The 24,099-nt window shown below is 65.3% G+C and carries 17 protein-coding genes and 1 pseudogene; 8 read left to right on the forward strand and 10 right to left on the reverse strand.

Going from position 1 to position 24,099, the window contains the following annotated elements:
* Positions 1-140: 140 nt before the first annotated feature.
* From ACVIHF_RS35915 to murJ, 3 genes are all read right to left on the reverse strand, one after another.
* Complete coding sequence (locus ACVIHF_RS35915) at positions 141-635, reverse strand: universal stress protein (protein ID WP_028335525.1); 495 nt, start codon at positions 633-635, stop codon at positions 141-143.
* 88 nt (positions 636-723) lie between these two features.
* On the reverse strand, positions 724-1,776 hold the full coding sequence (trpS, locus tag ACVIHF_RS35920) for a tryptophan--tRNA ligase (protein WP_057015311.1): 1,053 nt from the start codon (positions 1,774-1,776) through the stop codon (positions 724-726).
* A gap of 65 nt (positions 1,777-1,841) precedes the next feature.
* Positions 1,842-3,380 (reverse strand): murein biosynthesis integral membrane protein MurJ, encoded by a 1,539-nt coding sequence (gene murJ / locus ACVIHF_RS35925; RefSeq protein WP_253605866.1) that lies wholly within the window; start codon positions 3,378-3,380, stop codon positions 1,842-1,844.
* A gap of 281 nt (positions 3,381-3,661) precedes the next feature.
* On the opposite strand from murJ, the gene ACVIHF_RS35930 reads away from it, so the two are divergent.
* Complete coding sequence (locus ACVIHF_RS35930; protein ID WP_253605868.1) at positions 3,662-4,663, forward strand: adenosine kinase; 1,002 nt, start codon at positions 3,662-3,664, stop codon at positions 4,661-4,663.
* Positions 4,664-4,833: 170 nt separating this feature from the next.
* Here the strand turns inward: ACVIHF_RS35930 and ACVIHF_RS35935 are convergent, their stop codons facing one another.
* Positions 4,834-6,546 carry an AMP-binding protein gene (locus ACVIHF_RS35935; protein ID WP_456793369.1) on the reverse strand — a complete coding sequence of 571 codons (1,713 nt, stop codon included), beginning with the start codon at positions 6,544-6,546 and terminating at the stop codon, positions 4,834-4,836.
* A 316-nt stretch (positions 6,547-6,862) separates the two neighbouring features.
* Positions 6,863-8,057 (reverse strand): annotated as a pseudogene (locus tag ACVIHF_RS35940) (serine hydrolase domain-containing protein).
* A gap of 345 nt (positions 8,058-8,402) precedes the next feature.
* Between ACVIHF_RS35940 and ACVIHF_RS35945 the strand changes: the two are divergent.
* The 3 genes from ACVIHF_RS35945 to ACVIHF_RS35955 all read left to right on the forward strand — a co-directional run bounded on the left by ACVIHF_RS35945 (position 8,403) and on the right by ACVIHF_RS35955 (position 13,153).
* Positions 8,403-8,726 (forward strand): hypothetical protein, encoded by a 324-nt coding sequence (locus ACVIHF_RS35945; protein ID WP_092080983.1) that lies wholly within the window; start codon positions 8,403-8,405, stop codon positions 8,724-8,726.
* A gap of 241 nt (positions 8,727-8,967) precedes the next feature.
* Entirely contained in the window at positions 8,968-10,464 is a 1,497-nt protein-coding gene (locus ACVIHF_RS35950) for an NAD-dependent succinate-semialdehyde dehydrogenase (protein ID WP_456793370.1), read from the forward strand.
* 622 nt (positions 10,465-11,086) lie between these two features.
* Positions 11,087-13,153 carry a TonB-dependent receptor gene (locus ACVIHF_RS35955; protein ID WP_456793371.1) on the forward strand — a complete coding sequence of 689 codons (2,067 nt, stop codon included), beginning with the start codon at positions 11,087-11,089 and terminating at the stop codon, positions 13,151-13,153.
* Between the two features lie 102 nt (positions 13,154-13,255).
* Here ACVIHF_RS35955 and ACVIHF_RS35960 read toward each other — a convergent pair whose 3' ends face one another.
* Positions 13,256-14,155, reverse strand: coding sequence for an amino acid ABC transporter substrate-binding protein (locus ACVIHF_RS35960; RefSeq protein ID WP_310882965.1), 900 nt, complete (start codon positions 14,153-14,155; stop codon positions 13,256-13,258).
* A gap of 143 nt (positions 14,156-14,298) precedes the next feature.
* On the opposite strand from ACVIHF_RS35960, the gene ACVIHF_RS35965 reads away from it, so the two are divergent.
* Both ACVIHF_RS35965 and ACVIHF_RS35970 read left to right on the forward strand, forming a co-directional pair.
* Positions 14,299-15,000 (forward strand): GntR family transcriptional regulator, encoded by a 702-nt coding sequence (locus ACVIHF_RS35965; protein ID WP_456793372.1) that lies wholly within the window; start codon positions 14,299-14,301, stop codon positions 14,998-15,000.
* 60 nt (positions 15,001-15,060) lie between these two features.
* On the forward strand, positions 15,061-16,431 hold the full coding sequence (locus ACVIHF_RS35970) for an NAD(P)/FAD-dependent oxidoreductase (RefSeq protein ID WP_456793373.1): 1,371 nt from the start codon (positions 15,061-15,063) through the stop codon (positions 16,429-16,431).
* Between the two features lie 119 nt (positions 16,432-16,550).
* On the opposite strand, the gene ACVIHF_RS35975 is transcribed toward ACVIHF_RS35970, so the two are convergent.
* The 4 genes from ACVIHF_RS35975 to ACVIHF_RS35990 all read right to left on the reverse strand — a co-directional run bounded on the left by ACVIHF_RS35975 (position 16,551) and on the right by ACVIHF_RS35990 (position 21,968).
* The gene (locus tag ACVIHF_RS35975) at positions 16,551-18,704 is read right to left on the reverse strand and encodes a SulP family inorganic anion transporter (RefSeq protein WP_456794159.1); all 2,154 of its coding nucleotides are present in this window, start codon (positions 18,702-18,704) and stop codon (positions 16,551-16,553) included.
* A 342-nt stretch (positions 18,705-19,046) separates the two neighbouring features.
* The gene (locus ACVIHF_RS35980; RefSeq protein WP_456793374.1) at positions 19,047-19,853 is read right to left on the reverse strand and encodes a crotonase/enoyl-CoA hydratase family protein; all 807 of its coding nucleotides are present in this window, start codon (positions 19,851-19,853) and stop codon (positions 19,047-19,049) included.
* A 198-nt stretch (positions 19,854-20,051) separates the two neighbouring features.
* On the reverse strand, positions 20,052-20,966 hold the full coding sequence (locus ACVIHF_RS35985) for a phosphoribosylaminoimidazolesuccinocarboxamide synthase (RefSeq protein WP_456793375.1): 915 nt from the start codon (positions 20,964-20,966) through the stop codon (positions 20,052-20,054).
* An 84-nt stretch (positions 20,967-21,050) separates the two neighbouring features.
* The gene (locus ACVIHF_RS35990; protein ID WP_028335539.1) at positions 21,051-21,968 is read right to left on the reverse strand and encodes a pirin family protein; all 918 of its coding nucleotides are present in this window, start codon (positions 21,966-21,968) and stop codon (positions 21,051-21,053) included.
* A gap of 293 nt (positions 21,969-22,261) precedes the next feature.
* On the opposite strand from ACVIHF_RS35990, the gene ACVIHF_RS35995 reads away from it, so the two are divergent.
* Both ACVIHF_RS35995 and ACVIHF_RS36000 read left to right on the forward strand, forming a co-directional pair.
* Complete coding sequence (locus tag ACVIHF_RS35995) at positions 22,262-22,837, forward strand: GNAT family N-acetyltransferase (protein WP_456793376.1); 576 nt, start codon at positions 22,262-22,264, stop codon at positions 22,835-22,837.
* 31 nt (positions 22,838-22,868) lie between these two features.
* Positions 22,869-23,942, forward strand: a complete 1,074-nt coding sequence (locus ACVIHF_RS36000; protein WP_456793377.1) for a helix-turn-helix domain-containing protein — start codon at positions 22,869-22,871, stop codon at positions 23,940-23,942.
* Positions 23,943-24,099 lie beyond the last annotated feature (157 nt).

The following is a 24,099-nucleotide window of genomic DNA, read 5'->3' on the forward strand; positions in this document are numbered from 1 at the left end:
AGCGAAGTGACACCGGTTCGCGAAGAAAACGCGTCAAATCAAGGAGTCAGATGGCAACTAAAAAGCCCGCGATCAAGCCGCAAAACCGCGGTTCCGGGCGCATACCCATGCCCGGAAGCGGGTCCGGCGCCGGTAACGCGTTAGGACAGGGCGTCGATCTCGGCGTCGGTCAGGCCGCCCGGCACGATGGTTACCGGGATCGGGAATGCCCCCATGGTCTTGGCCATGGTGGTGATGATCGGCCCGGGCCCCTCGGCGCCCGGGTTGGCGGCCAGCACCAGCGCTGCGATATCGACGTCCTTGTCGATCACGTCGAGGATCTGTTCGATCGGGTCGCCCTCTCGAATCACCCGCTCCGGGGTGATCGCGGCGATGCCGTTGGCGCGGCCGGCGGCGCGGTCGAGCGCCTCGTTGGCGGCCTCCTCGGCCTCCGCGCGCATGATGTCGGCGACCCCGAGCCATTGTTGGTTCTGGTCCTCGGTCTCGATCACCCGCAGCATCACGACGCCGCCGCCGACCCGGATCGCCCACCGGCTGGCGTAATAGACTGCGCGGTCCCATTCCGCAGTGTCGTCAACGATGACGAGGCATTTCGGCTTGTGACCTGACTCGTAGCTTCGTCGCTGGGTGGTCATGCATGTCCCGGTGCTGAACCAAACCAACCGATGGTGCCATACTCCCTCGCCGTTTGGGAGAGGGAGCGCGCAGTTCCTGCCTTGTGTGTCAGCGCGGGCGGATGAAGCCGACGATATCCTTGGTGATGCGCATGGTCTCGTCGGCGATGCCGCGGGCGCGGTTGGCGCCGTCGGCGAGGACCGCGTCGACATGGCCGGGATCGGCGACCAGCCTCTTCATCTCGGAGGCGATCGGCGCCAGTTTTGCGACGCAAACCTCGACCAGCGCGTTCTTGAAGCTGGAGAACTGCCCGCCGCCGAACTGCGTCAGCACCTCCTGCTTGGAGATGCCGGCCAGCGCCGCGTAGATGCCGACCAGGTTGTCGGCCTCGGGGCGGGTTTCCAGACCCTTCTCCTCGGACGGCAGCGGCTCCGGATCGGTCTTCGCCTTGCGGATCTTCTGCGCGATGGTGTCGGCGTCGTCGGTGAGGTTGATGCGCGAATTGTCCGACGCATCCGACTTCGACATCTTCTTGGTGCCGTCGCGCAGGCTCATCACCCGCGTCGCCGGCCCCGTGATCAGCGGCTCGGGCTGCGGGAAGAACAGGCCGTCGGCGAAACCATGACCACGAATTGAATCAGCGAAATCGTTGTTGAACTTCTGCGCGATGTCGCGGGACAGCTCCAGATGCTGCTTCTGGTCCTCGCCGACCGGCACATGGGTCGCGCGGTAGAGCAGGATGTCGGCGGCCATCAGCACCGGATAGTCGTAGAGGCCGACCGAGGCGTTCTCGCGGTCCTTGCCGGCCTTCTCCTTGAACTGCGTCATGCGGTTCAGCCAGCCGATCCGCGCGACGCAGTTGAAGATCCAGGTCAGCTCGGCATGGCCGGCGATCTGGCTCTGGTTGAACACGATGTGCTTCTTGGCATCGATGCCGGCGGCGATGAAGGCCGCGGTGACCTCGCGGGTGTTGCGGGCGAGCTCGGCCGGGCCGCCCCAGACCTCGACGCCCTGCGTGATCGCATGCATGTCGACGACGCAATAGATGCAGTTGTGGGTCTGCTGCATCTTCACGAAGTTGACGATGGCGCCGAGGTAGTTGCCGAGGTGCAGATTGCCCGTCGGCTGGACGCCTGAGAAAACCCGTTCAACGAACGCCATGGTCTAATTCCCGGAAATGGCTAGTTTTGCCGCGTCGTTTGCCACTTAAGCTCCGCGCGCGCAAGTCAGGCGGGGCGCCTTTGCCTGACGGCGTTAACCGCCTCGCGCCAGCCGGTGACGCCGAAAAGCTGCAAGAACAGCCCGTAAGCGGCGATACCTGCCGCGATCAGCACGAGCAGGGAGGCTGCTTGCACGAAACCGTGGCTGCCGGCTGACGGCAGCCCGCCCTCCGCGAGCCAGAGCAGGGCGCCCATCGCGAGCGCCGCGGCCAGGATGCGTGGCAGCCGGCGGCGCGCATCGGCGTCGATCGAGAAGCCGAAGGTCGCGGCCCCCTTGCGGATCAGTGCCAGTGCGTTGCTCCAGGCGCCGAGCGCGATGCCTGCGGCAATTCCGCTCGCACCGAAGATCTGCCCGAGCAGAAAGGCCGCCGCGATCGTCACCACGACCGCCTTCAGCGTCGCGAGCAGCGGCGTCAGCGTGTCCTCGCGCGCAAAGAATGCCGGCGACAGCGCCTTCACCAGCACATGCGCCGGCAAGGCCAGCGTCAGCCAGATCAAGGCTTGCGCGGTTGCCGCGCTATCCTGGGCGGTGAACGCGCCGTGCTCGAACAGCATCCGCACGATCGGCTCGCTCAGCACCATCAGGCCGAGCGTCGCCGGCAGCGCCAGCCCGACCGCGAGCTCGAGGGCACGTGATTCCGCATGCGCGATCGCGCTGGATTCGCCGCTGCGCACGGCGCGCGTCATCTCCGGGATCAGCACGGTGCCCATGGCGACGCCGACAATGCCGAGCGGCAGCTCGAGCAGGCGGTTGGCGAAATAGAGCCAGGACACCGCCGACGGCGAGGTCGATGCGATCACCGCGCCTGCCACCATCAGCCATTGCGGCGCGCTACTCGCGACCATGCCGGGGATCGCGCGGCCGAGAAAGCCGCGCATGTCAGGATCGAAGGACACGCGGAGCGGCGAGGCGAGCCTTGCGCCGCGCAGCGCCAGCATCGACAGTTGCAGGAAGCCGGCGATGCCGATCGTTGCCGCCATGACAATCGCGGCCTGCGCCGGCTCCTGCTGCCGCACCAGCAGCACGGCCATCACGGATATCAGCGCGATGTTGAACAACAGCGGCGAGAACGCGGTCAGCGCGAAGCGCCCCTGCGCGCTGAGCAGCGCCATCATCACGGTGACCGGGCCGGCGAAGGCGAGATAGGGCAGCATCAGCCTCGCGTCGTCGACGGCGAATTGCAGCGTGTCGCGGCCGACGAACCCCGGCGCGATCGCCGCGATCACCAGCGGCATCAGCACGCCGATGACGAGCGCGGATGCGATCACCGCGGCGCTGACGGTGCCGAGCACGCGGCCGGCAAAGGCGGTCGCGGCGTCCATGCCGCCGGCATCGCGCGCCTTCAGCCAGGCCGGCACCAGGGCGGCATTCAGTCCGCCCTCGGACAACAGCCGTCGCACAACATTCACAAGCTGGAATGCCGCCAGGAAGGCATCCGCCACCGGTCCCGTGCCCAGCAGCGCCGCGATCACGGAATCGCGCACGAAGCCGAGCAGTCGCGAGGCCAGCGTTCCCGAGGAGACCGTGAGGAAGGAGCGGAACATGAGGTCTGTATAGCAGCAGCGCGCTTTGCTGCCAGCGGCACTCTCACGGACCCGTCATCCTGAGGTGCGAGCCTTGCAGCGCAATTGCGCCGCTGGGCGAGCCTCGAAGGATGAATCGGCCGGCGTGGGGCCGCGCATCCTTCGAGACGCGCGTTCCGCGCTCCTCAGGATGACGGAACGTAGATCTCGGGATGACGGAACGTAGAGCTTCCCTTGCTGCCCCGAGGCGTAACGTGATAGGCCGCCACTCTTGTTGGGTGGCGTTAACACAGGGCAGGTCTATGGCTGACGCAAAATACGACGTTCTTGGGATCGGCAACGCGATCTTCGACGTGCTGGTGCAGACCGACGAGGGGTTCCTTGCCCGTCACGGCATGACCAAGGGCTCGATGCAACTGATCGACGAGGCGCGCGCCACCGCGATCTACAGCGACATGGGGGTGGCGACCGAAATGTCGGGCGGCTCGGCCGCGAACACCATCGTCGGCGTCGGCAATCTCGGTGCCCGCGCCGCCTATGTCGGCAAGGTCAAGGACGACCAGATCGGCAAGCTCTACGTCCACGACATCCGCGCCGCCGGCGTCGCCTTCGACACCGCGCCGGCCAGGACCGGACCGGCCACCGGCTGCTCCTACATCCTGGTGACGCCGGACGGGGAGCGCACCATGAACACCTATCTCGGCGCCGCGCAGGATCTGACGCCGGACGATATCGATCCGAACCAGATCGCAGCCGCCAGCATCATCTATCTCGAGGGCTATCTCTGGGATCCGAAGAACGCCAAGGACGCTTTCGTGAAGGCGGCTGATATCGCGCATGGCGCGGGCCGCCAGGTCGCGCTGACGCTGTCGGATTCGTTCTGCGTCGATCGCTACCGCGACGAATTCCTCGATCTGATGCGCAAGGGCATCGTGGACCTGGTGTTCTCCAACGAGTCCGAGCTGCACTCGCTATATCAGACCTCGGATTTCGACACCGCGCTGAAGCAGTTCGGCAAGGACACCAAGCTCGGCGTCGTCACTCGCAGCGAGAAGGGCTGCGTCGTGATATCAGGCGACAGCGTCGTCGCGGCGCCGGCCTCGCCGATCGACAGGCTGGTCGATACCACCGGCGCCGGCGATCTGTTCGCCGCCGGCTTCCTGGTCGGTCTCGTGCGCAATGTCGGCCATGAGAATGCCGGCCGGCTCGGCGCGCTCGCCGCCGCCGAGGTGATCCAGCACATCGGCGCCCGGCCGCTGGTGTCGCTGCAGGATCTGGCGAAGCAGCAGGGGCTGCTGGTTTAAGGGCGCCGCTCTTTCTCGCCTCGCCCCGCCTGCGGGGAGAGGCCGGATCGCATCGCAAGATGCGATCCGGGTGAGGGGGAGTCTCCGCGTACTCATCTTCATCCAGTTTGCGGAGGCGGCCCCTCACCCCGACCCTCTCCCCGCAAGAGCGGGGCGAGGGAGAAGAGAGATCACGCCGTCTTCGCCGCCTTGAGCCCGAGCCGCTGCTCGACCGCGTCGCGCATCACGAACTTCTGGATTTTCCCCGTCACCGTCATCGGGAATTCCTCGACGAACTCGACATAGCGCGGGATCTTGTTGTGGGCGATCTGGCCATGGCAGAAGGCGCGGACCTCGTCGGCGGTGAGCGTTTCACCCTGCCTGATCCTGACCCAGGCGCACAGCTCCTCGCCATAGCGCTCGTCGGCGACGCCGAAGATCTGCACGTCCTGGATCTTCGGATGGCGGTAGAGGAATTCCTCGATCTCCCTCGGATAGAGGTTCTCGCCGCCGCGGATCACCATGTCCTTGATGCGGCCGACGATGTTGCAGTAGCCCTCGTCGTCGATCACGGCGAGATCGCCGGTGTGCATCCAGCCATTGGCGTCGAGCACGTCTGATGTCTTCTCCTTCTCGTCCCAATAGCCGAGCATGATGCTGTAGCCGCGGGTGCAGAGCTCGCCGCGTTCGCCGCGCGGCACCACCTTGCCGTCGAGATCGACCACCTTGACCTCGACATGCGGATGGATGCGACCGACGGTCGAGACGCGGCGCTCCAAGGGATCGTCGGTCGCGCTCTGGAAACTCACCGGGCTGGTTTCGGTCATCCCATAGGCGATCGTCACCTCGCGCATGTTCATCTCGGTGTTGACGCGCTTCATCACCTCGATCGGGCAGGGCGCGCCGGCCATGATGCCGGTGCGCAGCGACGACAAGTCGAAGCGCGCGAAGTCGGGATGGTCGAGCTCGGCGATGAACATGGTCGGCACGCCGTACAGCGTCGTGCATCTCTCCTGCGCGACCGTCGTCAGCGTCGCCAGCGGATCAAAACCTTCGCCGGGATAGACCATGGTGGTGCCGAGCGTGACCGAGGCGAGGTTGCCCATCACCATGCCGAAGCAGTGATAGAGCGGCACCGGAATGCAGATGCGGTCCGCTTCGGTCAGGCGCATGGCGCGGCCGGTGAAGTAGCCGTTGTTGAGGATGTTGTGATGGGTCAGCGTCACGCCCTTGGGCGAGCCGGTGGTGCCGCTGGTGAACTGGATGTTGACGGGATCGTCGAATTGCAGGCTCTCGCCGAGCGCCGCAAGCTGCTCGCGATGGCGATCGCCGCCCATCTGCGATACCGCATCGAACGGAATGGTGCCCGGCGCCGCCGGTCCGCCGATCTGGATCACGGCGCGCAGTTGCGGCAGCCGCGCCGATCGCAGATGGCCGGGCTCGGAGCTCGCAAGCTCGGGCAGCAGCGTGTTCAGCATCTCCATATAGGCCGAGGTCTTGAATGCGGTCGCCGTCACGATCGCGGCGCAGCCGACCTTGCCGAGTGCGAATTCCAGCTCGCTGAGGCGATAGGCCGGATTGATGGTGACGAGGATCAGTCCGGCTTTCGCGGCGGCGAATTGCGTTAGCGTCCATTCCGGCCGGTTCAGCGACCAGATCCCGATCCGCTCGCCGCGTTGCAGCCCGAGCGCGATGAAGCCCGCCGCCAAGGCATCGACGCGCTCGGCGAACTCGTTCCAGGTCCAGCGCACATTGTGGCTGGGCGAGACCAGCGCCTCGCGCGTGCCCCAGCGCGCCCGTGCGCGGTCGAGGCTGCGGCCGATGGTTTCACCGAGCAGCGGCGTATCGGAAATGCCGCAGACATAGCTGTCTGCCTTGCTGTCTCCCTTGGGTGTGGGTGCCAAGCTCGTCCTCCTCGTGGTCGTGTTCGTGTCGTCACGCTTTTTGCGTGATCTTAGTCGTTTGGCGTCGGTGGGACAGGCCCGACCTATGGCGGGTGTGTTTTTCGATTGTGGCGGCGACGGGTTCCGCTTCACCTTGCCCCGCGTGCGGGGAGAGGTCGGATCGCATCGAAGATGCGATCCGGGTGAGGGGGAGTCTCTGCGAGTCCAATTGCGACCGTCTGTGCGGAAGTGGCCCCTCACCCCAACCCTCTCCCCGTAAGAACGGGGAGAGGGAGAGGAGTCCCGTCACGGCTGGTACGACTTATCTCATCGAGCCTTACGCCGCCCTTTGCCCGCTGCCGGCGTCGAGCCCGGCCATAGATGCCCTTCTCGAAGCCTGCGAAGGCTTCCAGGCTGTGCTTGTCGGCGAACGGCAACAGCTGGGTCAGGATCACGCCGCAGACGTCGCGCGACGGATCGATCCAGTAATAGGTGTTGGCAAGGCCCGCCCAGGCGAGGCTGCCGGCGCTGCGGCCTTCCGGCGTCTTGGCGGTGTTGATGAGGAAGCTCAGTCCCCACTTCTTGACGATGTCGGGATAGAGATCGACATCGTTGGTGTACATCGGCAAGGCCGTCGTCATCTTGCCGACGGTGAGCTCGCCGATGTGATTCTGCCCCATGGTCGCGACCGTCTCGGCCTTCAGCACCTGGTTGCCGTTGCCTTTGCCCTTGTTGAGGATCATCTGGCAGAACTTGATGTAGTCGGCCGCGGTCGAATACAGGCCGCCGCCACCCATGTGGAATTCAGGATTCTGCTCGAGCTCGAACGGGATTGCCGCCAGCGTGCCGTCCTCGCCGCGGGCATGCATGCCGACCAGCCGCTTGCGCATGTCGTCGGAGATCTTGAAGGCGGTGTCGCTCATGCCGAGCGGCGCGAACACGTTGTCGCGCAGATAGGCATCGAGCTTCTTGCCGGATGCGGCCTCCACCGCCTTGCCGACGAAGTCGATATTGGTGCCGTATTCCCAGCGCGTGCCGGGATCGGTCATGATCGGCGTCTTGAGCGCGGCATTCAGGCAGGTGATGATGCCGGGCGTGCCGGTCTTTTCGAGATACTTGCCGAGATTGCCGTCCCACATGTCGTAGGCGAAGCCGGCGGTGTGGGTCATGAGCTGGCGCAGCGTGATCGGCTTTTGCGCCGGCCGCAGTTGCGGTTCGCCCTTGGCGTCGAAGCCGTCGAGCACCTGCACCGCGGCGAGATCGGGCAACAGCTTGCCGATCGGCTCATCGAGCGAGAGCTTGCCCTGCTCGACGAGTTGCATCGCGCCCGCCGAGGTCACCGCCTTGGTCATCGAGGCGATCCAGAACACGCTGTCCGCCGTCATGGGATCGCTCTTGGAGAGGTCGCGCTTACCGAACGCGCCTTCGTAGATCACGTCCTTGCCGGTGGCCGCGATGGCGACCACGCCGGGAATTTCCTTTGCCTCACTCTTCTGGCGCAATACCTGATCGATCTGAGCCTTGCTCTGCATTGGGGGCTTCCTCCGGTGGGGTTTATTGTTTTGAAGTGGGCGGATCATCCTCCCGCTTTTCCGCTCCCGCAAGGCGGGCGCGATGCGACGACGTCGCGATGTCGTGAAGGCCGGCCGCTAGGAACGGCCTTGGTCGGGAGGCGTTCACCACGCGCGCAGATTTTGCAGGGGACTTCGAGCAAGTTCCGGTGACCTTCGCGGGTGGCCACGGTAACGTGATCAAGGAATGATTTTCGTACCTGATTATTTGCATTAACGCATTCAGATCGCTGCACAAACGGTGCGGCGGATTGGACCGGATTTGACGAAAAGATTCGTCATTTCCCGCCTTGCGGGGGCGCAGCAATGATTTCGACATGGAGTGAATGGAAGCGCTATCCGCGGCCGGGCCGCGGCGAGAATATCGAAGCGCCGATCAGCCCAGGTCTCTACGAAGTCCGCTACGCAGGTACCGGCGCACTGCACTCCTTCGAGGCCGTCGAGAATGTCGCGCGGGCGCTGGCGCTGCTGCAGACCGGCGCCAAATCCTGGTTCGGCCGCCGCGATGCGCGGGCGCAGGCCGACCTCGAATACCGGACCTGCGCGACCTCGACCAAGGCGGACGCCAAGGCCGCGGCCGAGCGCATGATCGGGCGTCGTGAAACCTATATGTCCGGCGGCGCGGTCTGATCAGAGCCGTCATTCCGGGGCGATGCGCAGCATCGAACCCTCAGGTGCGCAACTGCGCACCGAGAATCTCGAGATTCCGAGTTCGGCTCTTAGAGCCGCCCCGGAATGACAACCCTCCAACAATCGCGCCGCGTTTGCGTCCAAGCAGGGTCGCGCCCGGCGCCGGTGCATCGCAGCGGCTTTCCGCTTATATAGGCGGCGAACACCCCCAAGAAATTCCAGAAATGACAGGAGTAACGCCATGACCCCGCCCGTTGCCGCACGCGCCACCCAATCCGCAGCATCCTCCCTGCAAAGCCGCCTGAAGGACCCCTCGCTGCTGCGCGACCGCTGCTATATCGATGGCGCCTGGGTCGGCAGCCCCGAATTCGCCGTCAACAATCCGGCGACCGGCGTCGAGCTGATCAAGATCCCGCAGCTGAGCGCCGATGACGCGACCAAGGCCGTCGAGGCCGCCGAGCGCGCGTTTCCGGCCTGGGCCAAGCTGACCGCGAAACAGCGCTCCAACATCCTGCGCAAGTGGTTTGATCTGATCATCGCCAACCGCGAGGACCTTGCGCTGATCCTGACCTCCGAGCAGGGCAAGCCGCTGGCGGAAGCGCTCGGCGAGGTCGATATCGGCGCCGCCTATGTCGAATTCTTCGCGGAAGAGGCGCGTCGCGTCTATGGCGAGACGATCCCGACCCAGCGTCCGGACGCGCGCCTGCTCGCGATCCGGCAGCCGATCGGTGTCTGCGGCGCCATCACCCCATGGAATTTCCCGAACTCGATGATCACCCGCAAGGTCTCGCCGGCGCTGGCGGCCGGTTGCACCGTGGTGCTGAAGCCCGCCAACGAGACGCCGCTGTCCGCGCTCGCGCTCGTTGCGCTGGCCGAGAAGGCCGGCGTGCCGAAGGGCGTGTTCAACATCATCACCGGTGATGCGCCGCCGATCGGCAAGGTGCTGTGCGAGCATCCGGCGGTGCGCTTCGTCGGCTTCACCGGCTCGACCGAGGTCGGCAAGATCCTGTACCGGCAGGCGGCGGTCGGCGTGAAGAAGCTTGGCCTCGAGCTCGGCGGCAACGCGCCGTTCGTGGTGTTCGACGACGCCGATATCGATGCCGCCGTCGAAGGCGCCATCGTCTCGAAGTATCGCAACATGGGCCAGACCTGCGTCTGCGCCAACCGTCTCTATGCCCAGGACAAGATCTACGACGCGTTCGTCTCGAAGCTGTCGAAGAAGGTCGCGGAGATGAAGATCGGCGACGGCACGGAGCAGGGCGTGACGCAGGGGCCGCTGATCAACATGGAAGCGATCGAGAAGGTCGAACGGCACATTGCCGATGCGGTGAAGGGCGGCGCCAAGATCGTGACCGGCGGCAAGCGCTCGTCGCTCGGCCGCAGCTTCTTCGAGCCCACGGTGCTGTCGGATGTGCGGCCGGACGCGCTGGTCTCGCACGAAGAGACCTTTGGCCCGCTCGCGCCGGTGATCCGCTTCAAGGACGAGGCCGACGTGATCGCGATGTGCAATGCCTCACCGTTCGGCCTTGCCTCCTACTTCTATTCGCGCGACATCGGCCGCGTCTGGCGCGTCGCCGAGGCGCTGGAGTCGGGCATGGTCGGCGTCAACTCCGGCCTGATCACGACCGAAGTGGCGCCGTTCGGCGGCGTCAAGGAATCGGGCCTCGGCCGCGAAGGCTCGCGCCACGGCATGGATGAATATGTCGAGATCAAATACGTGATGATGGCCGGCGTCTGATCGCCGGGCTGCGTGTCCCTTCGCCCTGGCGGGCGAGGGGACGCATGCCCGTGAATTCATCGATTGTCGTTGTCGATCGCTCCGTCCGCCGGCATTCGCGGTCTGCGACAATTCATCACGACGATTGGATGTATCGCGCGGAGCGCAGCGACGATTGCATCAAGAATCTCTCTAACCTCGAGAGCGTCTGTCGGGCGATCGAACCGCGTACGCGCCTCGCCATTTCAAGGACGGAATAAGCGAAACGCGGAATCTGCCGCATCAATGTCGTCTTGCGCGGCAAGCTTTATCCCCGTCGCTTAGATGCGTTCTAGTTGGCCTCACAACGCATGCTGCTTATGCCCCGGTGGTCGTGCTCGAACCCTGATGATGTTCGAGGCGAAGCCAGGAAGAATCCGGGGACCTCATGCTCGTCAGTTCAAACGCTCCACGCGCATTCCAATTCGCGTGCGCGTCTCTCCTCCTTTCCGCGGTCCCTTCGCTCGCCCAGTCTCCGGAGCAACCACCCGCGAGCAGTGTTGCGCCGCTGCCTCCAGTCGTCGTCACCGCCCCGCAGCATCGAGCCACGCCGGTTCGGAGGCCGTCGTCGTCGCACTCAGTGCGCTCGTCGGCATTGCGTCAGGTGAGCAGGCGCGAGCACGCGACGCAGGCTGCGGCCACGCCGACGGCCGGCGCGCAGCAGGCGGCGTTACCTGTGCCCTATATCGGCGGCCAGGTCGCGCGCGGCGGGCAACTCGGCCTGCTCGGCAACAAGGACTATATGGAGGCCCCGTACAGCCTGACGAGCTACACCGCGAAGACGATCCGCGATCAGCAGGCAACAAGCGTTGCGGAAGTGCTGACCAATTCCGATCCGTCGGTGCGTGCTGCGATCGGCAGCAGCAACCGTTACGACGCATTGACCATTCGCGGCTTCCGGGTCGAGAACAGCGAAATCGCCTTGAACGGACTCTACGGCCTCGTTCCAGCCTACCGCGTCAATCCGGCTCCCATCGAGCGCATTGAGCTGCTCAAGGGGCCGGGTGCCTTTCTCAACGGAATGGCTCCGCAAGGCAGCATCGGCGGCACGGTCAATGTCGTGACGAAGCGGGCGGCGGAGGACATCACGCGCCTGACCGCCGGCTACATCTCGGATGGACGTTTTGGAACGGAGCTGGACCTCGCACGCCGCTATGGCGAACAGAAGGAATGGGGCGTTCGCTTCAACGGCGGGATCGATGGCGGCAACACCACGATCGATCGGCAGTCGGCGCGCAACGGCGTGGGCTCGCTCGGCGTGGACTATCGTGGAGAGCGCTTTCGCTGGTCGGCGGACATCATCTCCCAGGACGACTGGATGAAGGCGGCCCAGCGCGGCTACACGCCCGTGCCCGGCATCGCCATGCCGAGCGCCCCCGATCCGCGTATCAATCTCGCGCAGCCGTTTGACTATGCGCGGTCGCAGAGCCTGACCGGCTTGACCAGGGCCGAATACGATCTCAGCAACAGCGTCACCCTGTTTGGTGCGATCGGCGGCAACCAGTTCCGCTACGACAAGCAGGAAGATCCCGGTGCCACGCTGCTCAACACCGCAGGCGATGCCCTGGGCACGTCACGGTTCCAGACCGGCAAGTCGGAGGGCGCCTCCGGCGAGGCGGGTATACGCGCGCGTTTCGACACGGGTCCTGTCGGCCACGAGGTCGTGGTCAGCGGCAGCGCGCAAAACCGGACGGACTGGCTCGGCCAGACCAACTACGCGACCTACCTGACCAACATCTACAGACCGACCTTGCTGACGACCGCCGGCACGCCGGTATCGACATTCGCGGAGGGCAAGTCCGGCTTCCTCGGGCTGCGTAGCGTCGGTGTTGCCGACACCATCACGACTATGGGGGGCCTGTTGCAGGTGATCGTGGGCGCGCGCCAGCAGCAGGTGATCGCGAACAGCTTCAATCCAGTCAGCGGCCTGGAAACAACGCACTACGACGATAGCGCGACGTCGCCTTCGATCGCCTTGGTGGTGAGGCCGATCAAGCAACTCTCGCTTTATGCCAATTACATCGAAGGGCTGACGCCGGGGCCGACGCCGCCCTCTGGCGCGGTGAATACCAATGCGGTGTTTGCGCCGTTCAAGACGCGACAAGTCGAGGTCGGCACGAAGCTCGATCTCGGAGGCTTCGGTGCGAGCCTTGCGGCGTTCCAGATCAGCCAACCGAGCGGTGTGATCGATCCCGTCACCAAGATCTACAGTCTGGATGGCGAGCAGAGAAACCGCGGTATCGAGCTCAATACCTTCGGCGAGGTCACGCCCGGCGTCCGCGTTCTCGGTGGCGTGACCTGGCTTGATGCCCGGCTTACCCAAACGCAGGGCCACCTCTACGACGGCAATCACGCGATCGGCGCGCCCGACCTGCAGGGCAATCTCGGTGTCGAATGGGATACGCCCTTCGTGCCCGGCCTCACCGCGACGGCGCGCGCCATCTACACCAGCCGGGCCTATGTCAATGCCGACAACGTCCAAAGCGTTCCCGCCTGGGCGACCTTCGACATCGGTGCGCGCTACGCGACGACCCTCGCGGGGCGTCCGACCACCTTCAGGGCGTCACTGACCAATCTGTTCGACAAGCACTACTGGATCGGCAATCCAACCGGTTATGTAATCAGCGGCATGCCGCGGACGCTGTGGCTTTCCATGACAGTGGATTTCTAGCAGAAAAGCCGAGGGCCATCGCGCGCCACACGCTGGTGTGCGGTGGCCGCTCAGTCGTCCCGGCTGTGTTGCGAAAGATCCGCCGCCGATCCGGCGATTGCGTCACACGCCCTTGTCGTTCGGGTTGGCGACGGCATCCCTCAGCGGCGCCGTCATCGGAAAATTCAGGTTCACGTTCTTCGGCGGGATCGGCCGCGTGAACCATTTTGCGTAGAGCTCCTGGAATTCGCCGTTCTTCATCATGGCGACCAGCGTCTTGTCGACCAGCGTCTTGAACTCCGGATCGCCCTTGCGGATGATCAGCCCGTAGGGCTCGGTGCGCAGGCTGTCGTCGATGATGCGCCAGTCCGCAGGGTTGCGGCTGCCGGCGATCAGGCTCGCCAGCAGAATGTCGTCCATCACGAAGGCTTCGCTGCGTCCGGTGGTCAGCGCGAGGAACGATGCGGCGTGGTCCGCCGTCAGGATGTTCTTGGTCTGAAAGTTCTTCTCCTGGGCCCGTGCACTCAACAGTCCGATCGAGGTCGAGCCCGAGGTCAGCGAGACCGGCCGGCCGCCGAGATCCTCAAAGGTCTTGATCGGCGCGTCCTTCTGCACCACCGCGCGGATGCTCGACACGAAGATCGTGTTGCTGAAGGCGACGACCTTCTGCCGCTCCAGCGTATTGGTGGCGGGACCGCAGACGATGTCGATGGTGCCGTTCTCGATCAGCGGGATCTGGGTGGAGAGCTGGATCGGCTGCAGCCTGGTTTGCAGCGCCGGCAGCTTGAGCTCGGCCTTCACCGCATCGACGATCCGGGTGCAAAGGTCCATCGCAAAGCCGACCGGCTTCTGGTTGTCGTCGAGATAGGAGAACGGGACCGAGACGTCGCGGTGGCCGAGCCGGATTTCGCCGGCATCGCGGATCTTGGCCAGGGTGCCGCCGGACGATTGGGCCTGTGCCGGGGTGGACGCCGTCGTCGCAAGAAAAGCTAGGCAGATCAATCGCTTGGTGGCTTGATGCATCGGGCGCTCGCGAACGCTGGTAATGTTGGATACGATGAGGTCAGATTTTATACGTCGGTATTGCATAATCGACAAACTGATTTTATACAATCATGGTCATAGCGGATATCTCGATGCCCGCCGCACAGTGAGAGAGAAGCCGGATGGAGCCCGCAACCGTCACCAGCCATCGAGGGGCCGGACCCCACGGCTCCGCACCGGACGCCGTGCGCGAGGCATTGCGGGCCGCGATCAGCTCGGGCGAGCTCGCGCCGGGATTGCAGCTGCGTCAGGACGAGCTTGCCGCGCGGTTCGGGACCAGCCGCATCCCGGTGCGCGAGGCGCTGCGCCAGCTCGAGGCCGAGGGCTTTGTGACCTTCCTGCCCAATCGCGGCGCGGTGGTCTCGGATCTGTCGATCGACGAGGTGATCGAGCTGCTCGAAATCCGGATCGCGCTCGAATGCCACGCGCTGCGCCTGGCGATCCCGGCCATGGGCGAGATCGATCTCGAGGAGGCGACGAAAATCCTCCGCGCCTACGATGCCGAGCCGGATCCGGCGCAATGGGGCGCCTTCAACTGGAAATTCCACGCCACGCTCTACGCGCCGTGCAATCGCCCGCGCCTGCTCAGCATGATCGAGGCGAATTACGGCCATGTCGGCCGCTTCACCCGGGCGCTGGTATCGCAGGCGACCGGCAAGGAGCGGCCGCAGCGCGAGCATTACCGGCTGCTCGAATTCTGCCGCGACGGCGAGGTCAAGAAGGCGGTCCGGCTGCTGCGCGATCATATCGAGGAGACGCAGAAGACGCTGCGCTCGGCGCAGCGCCAGGCGCTGCGCGATGCAGGCGAGGGTCGCCCTGCCTGATCGTCGTTCAGACAATGTGAATGTTCGCGGGCCGCGCTGCGCGGCCGCAGGAGAGTGCGCGTGAAGACCAATGACGTCGAAATCCTGGTGATCGGTGCGGGCATCGTCGGCATCGCCACGGCCTATTACCTCGCCGTTCAGCACAAACGTTCGCGCCTGTTGATCGTCGACGAAGGTCAGCCGATGGCATTGACCTCGGCGCAGTCGGGCGAGAACTACCGCAACTGGTGGCCGCATCCGACGATGGCCGATTTCACCAACCATTCCACCGACCTGATGGAGGCGATCGCGCGCCGCAGCGACAACCGCATCCACATGACCCGGCGCGGCTATCTTCTGGTCACGCGCGAGGAGAAGCCCGAAGAGCTGCTGCGGCAGCTCCATGCCGGTTACGGCGCGCAGGCCGAAAAGTTGATCCGCATGCATGAGGGCGACGGCCGAGGCTATCTGCCGCCGCATTCGGCGGATTGGCAGAGTGCGCCCGACGGGGTCGACGTCCTGCTCGGCCGCGACCTGATCCAGGTGCATTATCCGAGCTTCGACAAGGAGGTCGCGACCGCGCTGCATATCCGCCGCGCGGGCGACATCAGCGGCCAGCAGCTCGGCCAGTACATGCTGGAGACGATGCGTCCGCTCGGCGCGCAATTCCAGCAGGCCAAGGTGCTCGGCATCGCGAAAACCGACCGCTTTGTCGTCGATGTGCAGGCCGATGGCTCAAGGCAGACCATCAAGGCCGACGTCATCGTCAACGCCGCGGGCCCGTTCGCGGCGCATGTCGCGGCGATGCATGGCGAAGAGCTGCCGATCGTCAATGTGCTGCAGCAGAAGATCGCGTTCGCCGACCGCAACCGCGCGGTCGATCGAAAAATGCCGTTCGCGATCGATCTCGACGGCCAGACGCTGGCCTGGGCTGATGACGAGCGTGAGGCGCTGTCAGCGGCGCCGGAATTTTCGCGTCTGCTGGCGCCGATGCCGGGCAGCATCCATTGCCGGCCCGACGGCGGCGATCACGGCGAGTGGATCAAGCTCGGCTGGGCGTTCAACGCGGAACTGACCACCGAGCCGGTTCGCGAGCCGGAGCTGAATCTCTATTTCCCTGAAGTCGTGCTGCGCGCGGCGAGCCGGCTGCAGCCAAAGCTCGCGCAATATCTCGGCGCGCTGCCGCGCGACCGCGTGCATTACGGCGGGTACTATCCGATGACGCGAGAGAATTGGCCGCTGATCGGCGCTGCGAAGACACCGGGCGTGTTCCTCGCCACCGCGCTCTCCGGCTACGGCACGATGGGCGCCTGCGCCACCGGCGACCTCTGCGCCCGTGCCATCGTCGGCGCGCCCGTGCCGGCCTTCGCCCGCAGCCTTTCGCTCGCGCGCTATCAGGATAAGGCGCTGATGGCTGAACTCGCGGCGAGCGAAAGCCGCGGGTTGCTGTAGCGTATCCGCGTCCTCGCTTCAGCGTCGTAGCCCGGATGGAGCGAAGCGAAATCCGGGACCCATATTGCTGGGGGGCGATAACCCCGGATTTCGCTTCGCTCCATCCGGGCTACACGTTCTCAGCGCCGCAGCACCGCAATGGTGCGATTGGCAAACGTCAGCCGCTCCGCCATCACCGACACGAAATAGGTCAGCAGCTTGTGGCTGAGCTCGGGGTCCTCGTCGCGGATCGCGGCGAACTGGTGGGTGTTCAGCACATAGAGCACGCTCGCCATCTCGGCCTGGATGGTGGCGCTGCGCGGGGCTTGCGAGACGAGGCCCATCTCGCCGATCGTGGTGTAGCGGCCGAGGCTGCGCACTCGGGTCGAGCGGCCGTCCTCGGCGGGCACCATGATGCCGACACGGCCGTCGAGGATGAAGTGCATGGAATCGGCGGCGTCGCCGGCGTGCACGATGACCTCGCCGGCGTCGACCTCGATGCGCTGGCAGCGCCGGATCAGTGCGTCGGCGTCGTTTTCGCTGTCGAGCATCCCCGTGAACCAGCCGCGCAGGTCGGCTTCCTCCTGCGCGAGCTCCTGGTGCTGCGCGATGATCTGGTTCTCGCACCATTCAAGCGCGCGATCGAGCTCGTCGATCACGGTAACACCCTCTGTGATGAAATCGCTGGAGCGCAGCACCTGCTCGGCCTTGGCCGACAGATGCACCAGCACCAGCTCGACGCCGACCTCGTGCGCGCTGCGCTTGATCTGCGCAAAGCTGTAGGCCGCCGACGAATCGACGCCGGTAACGAGCTTGAAATCGAACAGCAGATAGCGGCACTCCGGGTGCTCGCGCAGCAGCGCCTTGACGTGCTGGTACAGGCGGTTGGCGGAGCCGAAGAACAGATAGCTTTGCAGGGTCAGGCCCTGGATCTTGCCGCCATGGGCCGACAACACCTCGCGGTCGTCGCGCGAGCGATCCAGCGAGCTGCGATATTCCGAGCCGTCGAAACCGTATTTGATCGCCTCGACCCGCGCCGCGCTGAGCGCAAAGGTGGCGCAGCCGATGATGATGCCGATCAGGATGCCGGGCACGAAGCCCCAGGTCACGATGATGGCGATGATCGCGAGCAGCGACACATATTCTGTCTGCGACAGCCGCTTGCGCGATTCGATTATCCATTTATGCAGCTGGTCGGCGCCGAGATAGATCAGGAGGCCGCCGAGCACGAATTTCGGCATGTAGCCGAGCAGCTGCGGCGCCACCGCTAGCATCAGCAGCGAGATCGCAGCGACCGTCAGCCCCGAGAGCCGGCCGCGTCCGCCGCTGGAGAAATTCAGGATCGAGCGGCTGACCGAGATGCAGCCGGCATAGCCGGCCAGCGCGCCGGTCAGGATGTTGGCGAAGCCGGTGATATTGAGCTCGCGCTCGAGATTGGCCTCGCGATGTACCGCGACCTCGATGCCGGTGGTGTTGAACAGTGTACTCGCCGCGGTGACGAACACGACGGCGATCATGTTGCCGAGCAGGTCCGGCACCGCCGACCACGGATATTGCGCAAGCTCGGCCATGTGCCACGGCAGCATGAAGGTCGATGCCGGCGGCGGCTCGAAGGTCCAGCCGGTCAGATGCGCTTCCTCGGGCGTGATGCCGATGATCCAGAATACGAGGTGCGCCACGATCACGCCGCCGATCAGGATGATCGGCAGACCGAACGGGGTGCGCGAGCGATGCCAGGTCAGATACAGCACCAGCGCCATCGCGCAGGCGGCACTGAGCTCGGAGATCGTGATGATGTTGGTGAAGTGGAAGAGGGTGCCGAGCTGCACGGGGTAGCCGGTGATCACCCTGATCGCGCCCAGCACGATCAACAGGCCGGTTGCCCCGAGGAATCCGCCGACGACAGGGTAAGGCACATAGCGGATGGCGCGGCCGAACCGTGTCAGCCCGAGGCAGCACAGCACGATGCCGGTGACGATGGTCGAGAGCCCGAGCGTGATCAGCACCGGCGCGAGCAGCGGCGCCGTCGGATTGGCGGCACTGACGCGCTCGACCAGAGAGGCCATCAGGATTCCCGTCACTGCCGCGGTGGAGGTGTCGGGGCCGGCGACCGCGAAGGGCAGCGAGCTGCCGAGTGCGATGAAGGTCGCGAGCACTGCCGAGGAAATGAATGTCGCCGCGACGCCGTATGACAGATAGGGCGACAATGGCCCGGCGAAGATCAAGAGCGCGTAGGACAGGCCGAACGTGATGCCGAGCACACTGGCAGCGCCGCCGCCGAGCACGTCGTGCATGGCCCGCCGCGTTTGCGAGCCGAAATAAAGCGATCGACTAATCACGTTAAAATATGTCCTGAACTTTCGCCGCCAGTCGTAGACGAGCCCGGCGCAGGACGACAACAGGATTTTTGTGACAACCAATTCTCAACGCGCGCATTTCGCTTCTCGCGCAGAGCAAGCGAAACCCAGCGCCGCGGAAATGGCTCGGACCTCCCCTTGAAAAGGGGAGGTCGCTTTGCTCGTCAGAGCAGAGCGGGTGGGGATCTGCTCTCTCCGCACAGAGCGTCGCCTGCGGCTGACCCCCATCCCGGCCTTCCCCCTTTCAGGGGGAAGGAGAAGGCTAGCGAGACGCGATCTTCAGCCGTGGCCGCCCTCACTGCCGAAGGCGCCGTGACGGCCGACGCCGGAGGCAAAGCGCGCCGCGCCCGACAGCGTTTCGCCCGAGGCGATCACGTCGAGCCCGCCGCGCATCTCGTTTCTGATCGCCTCTTCCTCCTCGAGATCCCACTGCCGCAGCGCCGACAGCCGGTCGGCGCGCAGGCAGGTCTGCGGGAATTTCGCGATGTCCTTGGCAAGCGCAATGGCGTGGGCGCGGGCCTCGCCCTTCGGCACCAGCCGGTTCGCGAGCCCCATCCGGTGGGCTTCAGCGCCGCCGACCGGGCGTCCGGTGAGGATCAGGTCGATGGCTTGGGAATGGCCGATCAGTCGCGGCAGGCGGATGGTGCCGAGATCGATCAATGGCACGCCGAAGCGGCGGCAGAACACGCCGAAGGTTGCGTCCTCGGCCACGACACGCATGTCGGCCCACAGCGCGAGCTCCATGCCGCCGGCGACCGCAAAGCCTTCGATCGCGGCGATCACCGGCTTCGACAGCCGCAGCCGGCTCGGTCCCATCGGCGCGATCGTGTCGTGGCCGCCGACCTCGCGCTTTTTCTCGGGATCGCCCGCCGCCACCGCCTTCAGATCGGCGCCGGCGCAGAAATAGCCGCCCGTGCCGGTGAAGACCGCGACGGATGCGCTCGCGTCCGCATCGAAGGCGAGAAACGCGTCATACAGCTTGCGCGCGGTGGCGCCATCGACGGCGTTGCGGTTGTGCGGACGGTTGATCGAGATGATGGTGACGGGACCGTCGCGTTCGACGAGCACGGTATCGGCATCGGACATGGGGCGCTCCCTGGGCTGTTCTTGTTGTGCCCGGAGAGTGGCATCAGAGGTGAGTTCGTTGCAACACCTCAGCCGTCATTGCGAGGAGCGTAGCGACGAAGCAATCCATGCCTCGGCTTGTGGCGCCATGGATTGCTTCGCCGAGCCTGTCATCGGGCGCGCCTTCGCGCGACCCGTTGGCTCGCAACGGCGCTGCAGCTAAACCTTCAGCTCGCTTCCCGTCACGCGGCGATACGCTTCCAGATACCGCTTGCTCGTCGCATCCACCACGCCGGCCGGCAGCGGCGGGGCCGGCGCGTCGCCGTTCCAGCGACCGGCGCGGCGCTCGACGTCGAGATAGTCGCGCAGTGGCTGCTTGTCGAAGCTCGGCTGCGACTGGCCAGGCTTGTAGGCATTGACCGCCCAGAACCGCGACGAATCCGGCGTCATCACCTCGTCGATCAGGATGATGCGGCCGTCCTTGTCGCGGCCGAACTCGAATTTGGTGTCGGCGATGATGATGCCGCGGGCGCGGCTGGTCTGCTCGCCGTAGCTATAGACGTCGCGCGCCATCTTCTCCAGCGTCGCAGCGACGTCGGCACCGACGATCTCGCGCACCCGCGCGACCGTGATGTTCTCGTCATGGCCGGCCTCGGCCTTGGTCGCCGGACTGAAGATCGCGGGCTCGAGCTTCTGGCTTTCGACCAGGCCGGCCGGCAGCTTCTCGCCGGCAAGCGTGCCATCGGCCGCGTATTCCTTCCATGCCGAGCCGGAGATGTAGCCGCGGATCACGCATTCGATCGGGAACACGGTGGTGCGCTTGCACAGCATCGCGCGGCCGAGGATGTCGGCGCGATGATCCTTCAGTTCAGGCACCGCGCGGATGATCTCGTCGGCATCGGCGCTGATCATGTGATGCGGCACGGTGCCCTCGAGCTGCCGGAACCACCAGGCGCTGATCTGGGTCAGCACCGCGCCCTTCATCGGAATGGTTTCCGCCATCACCACGTCGAATGCCGAGATGCGATCGGTGGTCAGCAGCAACACGCGATCGTCGCCAACGGCGTAGATATCGCGCACCTTGCCGCGGCCGATCCGGGGCAGGGGCAAATCGCTGGATAGCATCGCGGTCATGGGCGAGGGTCTTTCTAGGTGGCTTTGCAAAGACGAGCGCCCGCACGAGGCGTGCGGGCGTTCGAGGTTATCACAGGAAATAGCTCACTCCGGTAGCGGAATGAACTCGTGTTCGTGCGGAACCTGCGCGAAACGCCCGGTTTTCCAGTCCTGTTTGGCCTGCTCGATCCGCTCCTTGGATGACGAGACGAAATTCCACCAGATGTGGCGCGGCCCTTCCAGGGCGTCGCCGCCGAGGAACATCATGCGGGTCGGCCGCAGCGTCTTGACGGTGATGCGGTCGCCGGGCCGGAAGATCAGGAGCCTCGGCCCCTCGTGGCGGTCGCCCGCGATCTCGACCTCGCCGTCGACGAGGTAGATCGCGCGTTCCTCGTGATCGGGGTCGAGCGGCACCGAGGTGCCGGCCTTTGCGGTCACCTCGGTGTAGAACCAGGGCGAGACCATGCTGACCGGCGAGGTGATGCCGAACGCGGAGCCTGCGATGATGCGCGCGGTGAAGTCGCGCTCGGAGATCATCGGCAGATCGCCGGCGCCATAGTGCTGGAACGACGGCGCGATCTCCTCCTTGCCCGCCGGCAGCGCGATCCAGCTTTGCAGGCCCAGCATCTTCTGGCCGTCGCGGCGCTGCACGTCGGGGGTGCGCTCGGAATGCGCGATGCCGCGGCCCGCGGTCATCAGGTTCATCGCGCCGGGCTGGATCTCCTGGATGTTGCCCTCGCTGTCGCGGTGCATGATGCTGCCGTCGAACAGATAGGTGACGGTGGCGAGCCCGATATGCGGATGCGGCCGCACGTCCATGCCCTTGCCGGCGAGATACTGCACCGGCCCGAAATGGTCGAAGAAGATGAAGGGCCCGACCATCTGCCGCTTGCCGTGCGGCAATGCGCGGCGCACCGCAAAGCCGTCGCCGAGATCGCGGGTGCGCGGCACGATGATCAGATCCAGCGCGTCGCAGGTCTTGGGATCGCCGAGTTCGGGATCGGTCGAGGGCTGCCAACTCATGTCGGACTCCTTACAGTAGTGTAGCGATGATACTCTCTTGCCGTGATCATACTCTCTATCCGTCGTCCCGGCCAAGCCAACGGGTCGGCGCGAAGCGCCGCCCGATGACAGGCTCCGCGCGAGCCGGGGCCCATAACCACCGATGCTAGTCTTGCGAAGGCTGGGGCCCCAGCCCTGCTCATCAAGTGTTATCGGTGGTTATGGGTCCCTGCTTTCGCAGGGACGACGAATTACTTGTGGCTTGCACCTGCTCTCGATGGCAGCAAGTTCAAACTTGGAAACCGGAGACAGTCATGGTTTCTCTGATCAAGCCAGGCGCAAGTCTGCTGCAGGTCGACGGTCCCGTGATCGAGACCGCGCGGCTCATCCTGCGGCCGTGGCGCGCATCGGATATTGCTGGGAACACGCGGATGCTGTCCGATCCCGAGACGGCGCGCTTCATTACGCCGGATCACCAGCCGGTCACGTCTGAGCTGAAGGGCTGGCGCAATGCCGCCGTCATCTCGGGCCACTGGGCGCTATACGGCTTCGGCATGTTCGCGGTGGAGGAGAAGTCTTCCGCCCACTACATCGGGCGCGTCGGCCCGTATTATCCGCCGGAATGGCCGGGCTTCGAGGTCGGCTGGGGCATTGCCAAAGAGCACCGCGGCAAGGGCTACGCGGTGGAGGCGGCGCGGGCCGCGATCGATTGGGTTTTCGACAACTTCACGGTCGACCGCATCATCCATTGCATCGATCCGGCCAACGCAGCTTCCCAGGCCGTGGCGCGGCGGCTCGGTGCCGTGAATGAGGGGCCGAGCCAGCTCGAGGGTGATGTCGTCGATATCTGGGTGACGTCGCGTCAACGCTGGCAGCGCCGGCCATCTTGAAAAACCACGTCCGACCGACGATTGTCCGGCGATGACATCGGCTGCTTCACATTGGCCTGCACTTGAACTCTGCCTGCGCAGCGCCAGCGTGGCGCTGCTGCTGGTGCTCGCCGCCTTGCTGATCACTGATTTTCGCAAGGCGCTTGCCGGGCGCCTTGCGGCCGCTTTCGCGCTCGGTTCGGCCGCGCATGCGGTGACTGCGTCGATCGGTGCCGGGCCGCCGGTCTCGGACTGGCATGCGCCCCTGATCGCGCTCTCGACCGGCGATATCGTGGTGTTCTGGCTGTTCACGCGCGCGCTGTTCGATGACGCGTTTGTGCTGCGCTGGTGGCACGGCCTGATCTGGGCCGCGGTCGTGGCCTACAGCTTCGTCAGTTGCATGTGGATTGCACCCGCCGGTCACGCGCGGCTCGCGATCACCATGGTCAATTCGCTCACGCTCGTGTTCGTTGCGCTCGCGGTGGGGCAAACCATCGGATCATGGTCGGCGGATCTGGTCGAGCGCCGCCGCCGTGTCCGCGTCTTCATCGTCGCCGCGTCTGCGCTGTACGGCGGATTCAATGCGCTGCTTCAGATTGCCTATGCCGGCAGCCGCGTGACCGTGGAATGGGCCAACCTGGTGAACGCGGCCGTGCTCACCGCCATCGTGGCCGCAATCACCTGGGCGATGATGCGCGTCGACGGCGCCGACCTGTTCACGGTGCCGGCGGAGGCCGTCGTGCCGACGAAGCCGGCCGCGGCCGAGGAGGCGGCCGACCGCAAGCTGGTCGATGCCCTGATGCGGCTGATGGCGGACGAGCGGATCTACCGCCATGACAACGTCACCATCGGCGCGCTGGCGACCCGGTTGAAAATCCCCGAATATCGTCTCCGACGGCTGATCAACCAGCGGCTCGGCTACCGCAACTTCAATGTCTTCTTGAACAACCACCGGATCGAGGAGGCCAAGGCGGCGCTCGCCGATCCTTCCCAGGCCGAAGTCCCGGTCATCACCATCGCCATGGATGCCGGCTTCCAGTCGCTCGGCCCCTTCAACCGCGCCTTCAAGGCGACAACCGGCGTGACCCCGACAGAGTACCGGAAGCTGAAGGCAAGCGCGGTGTAGATGTCCTGCTTGCGGCGGATACCGCTGCACCCTCTCCCCTTGTGGGAGAGGGTGGATTCGATGCGGTAGCATCGAAGCCGGGTGAGGGGTTTGTCTCCTCGGATAGAGACCCCTCATCCGTCGCGGACTTCGTCCGCGCCACCTTCTCCCACAAGGG

The sequence above is a fragment of the Bradyrhizobium sp. USDA 4506 genome (assembly GCF_054058795.1).

What these genes read in the sequence shown, in the direction of transcription:
- ACVIHF_RS35915 (WP_028335525.1), bottom strand. Translation starts at nt 635, where the DNA reads ATGACCACCCAGCGACGAAGCTACGAGTCAGGTCACAAGCCGAAATGC.
- trpS (WP_057015311.1), bottom strand. Translation starts at nt 1,776, where the DNA reads ATGGCGTTCGTTGAACGGGTTTTCTCAGGCGTCCAGCCGACGGGCAAT.
- murJ (WP_253605866.1), bottom strand. Translation starts at nt 3,380, where the DNA reads ATGTTCCGCTCCTTCCTCACGGTCTCCTCGGGAACGCTGGCCTCGCGA.
- ACVIHF_RS35930 (WP_253605868.1), top strand. Translation starts at nt 3,662, where the DNA reads ATGGCTGACGCAAAATACGACGTTCTTGGGATCGGCAACGCGATCTTC.
- ACVIHF_RS35945 (WP_092080983.1), top strand. Translation starts at nt 8,403, where the DNA reads ATGATTTCGACATGGAGTGAATGGAAGCGCTATCCGCGGCCGGGCCGC.
- ACVIHF_RS35950 (WP_456793370.1), top strand. Translation starts at nt 8,968, where the DNA reads ATGACCCCGCCCGTTGCCGCACGCGCCACCCAATCCGCAGCATCCTCC.
- ACVIHF_RS35960 (WP_310882965.1), bottom strand. Translation starts at nt 14,155, where the DNA reads ATGCATCAAGCCACCAAGCGATTGATCTGCCTAGCTTTTCTTGCGACG.
- ACVIHF_RS35965 (WP_456793372.1), top strand. Translation starts at nt 14,299, where the DNA reads ATGGAGCCCGCAACCGTCACCAGCCATCGAGGGGCCGGACCCCACGGC.
- ACVIHF_RS35975 (WP_456794159.1), bottom strand. Translation starts at nt 18,704, where the DNA reads ATGCACGACGTGCTCGGCGGCGGCGCTGCCAGTGTGCTCGGCATCACG.
- ACVIHF_RS35980 (WP_456793374.1), bottom strand. Translation starts at nt 19,853, where the DNA reads ATGTCCGATGCCGATACCGTGCTCGTCGAACGCGACGGTCCCGTCACC.
- ACVIHF_RS35985 (WP_456793375.1), bottom strand. Translation starts at nt 20,966, where the DNA reads ATGACCGCGATGCTATCCAGCGATTTGCCCCTGCCCCGGATCGGCCGC.
- ACVIHF_RS35990 (WP_028335539.1), bottom strand. Translation starts at nt 21,968, where the DNA reads ATGAGTTGGCAGCCCTCGACCGATCCCGAACTCGGCGATCCCAAGACC.
- ACVIHF_RS35995 (WP_456793376.1), top strand. Translation starts at nt 22,262, where the DNA reads ATGGTTTCTCTGATCAAGCCAGGCGCAAGTCTGCTGCAGGTCGACGGT.
- ACVIHF_RS36000 (WP_456793377.1), top strand. Translation starts at nt 22,869, where the DNA reads ATGACATCGGCTGCTTCACATTGGCCTGCACTTGAACTCTGCCTGCGC.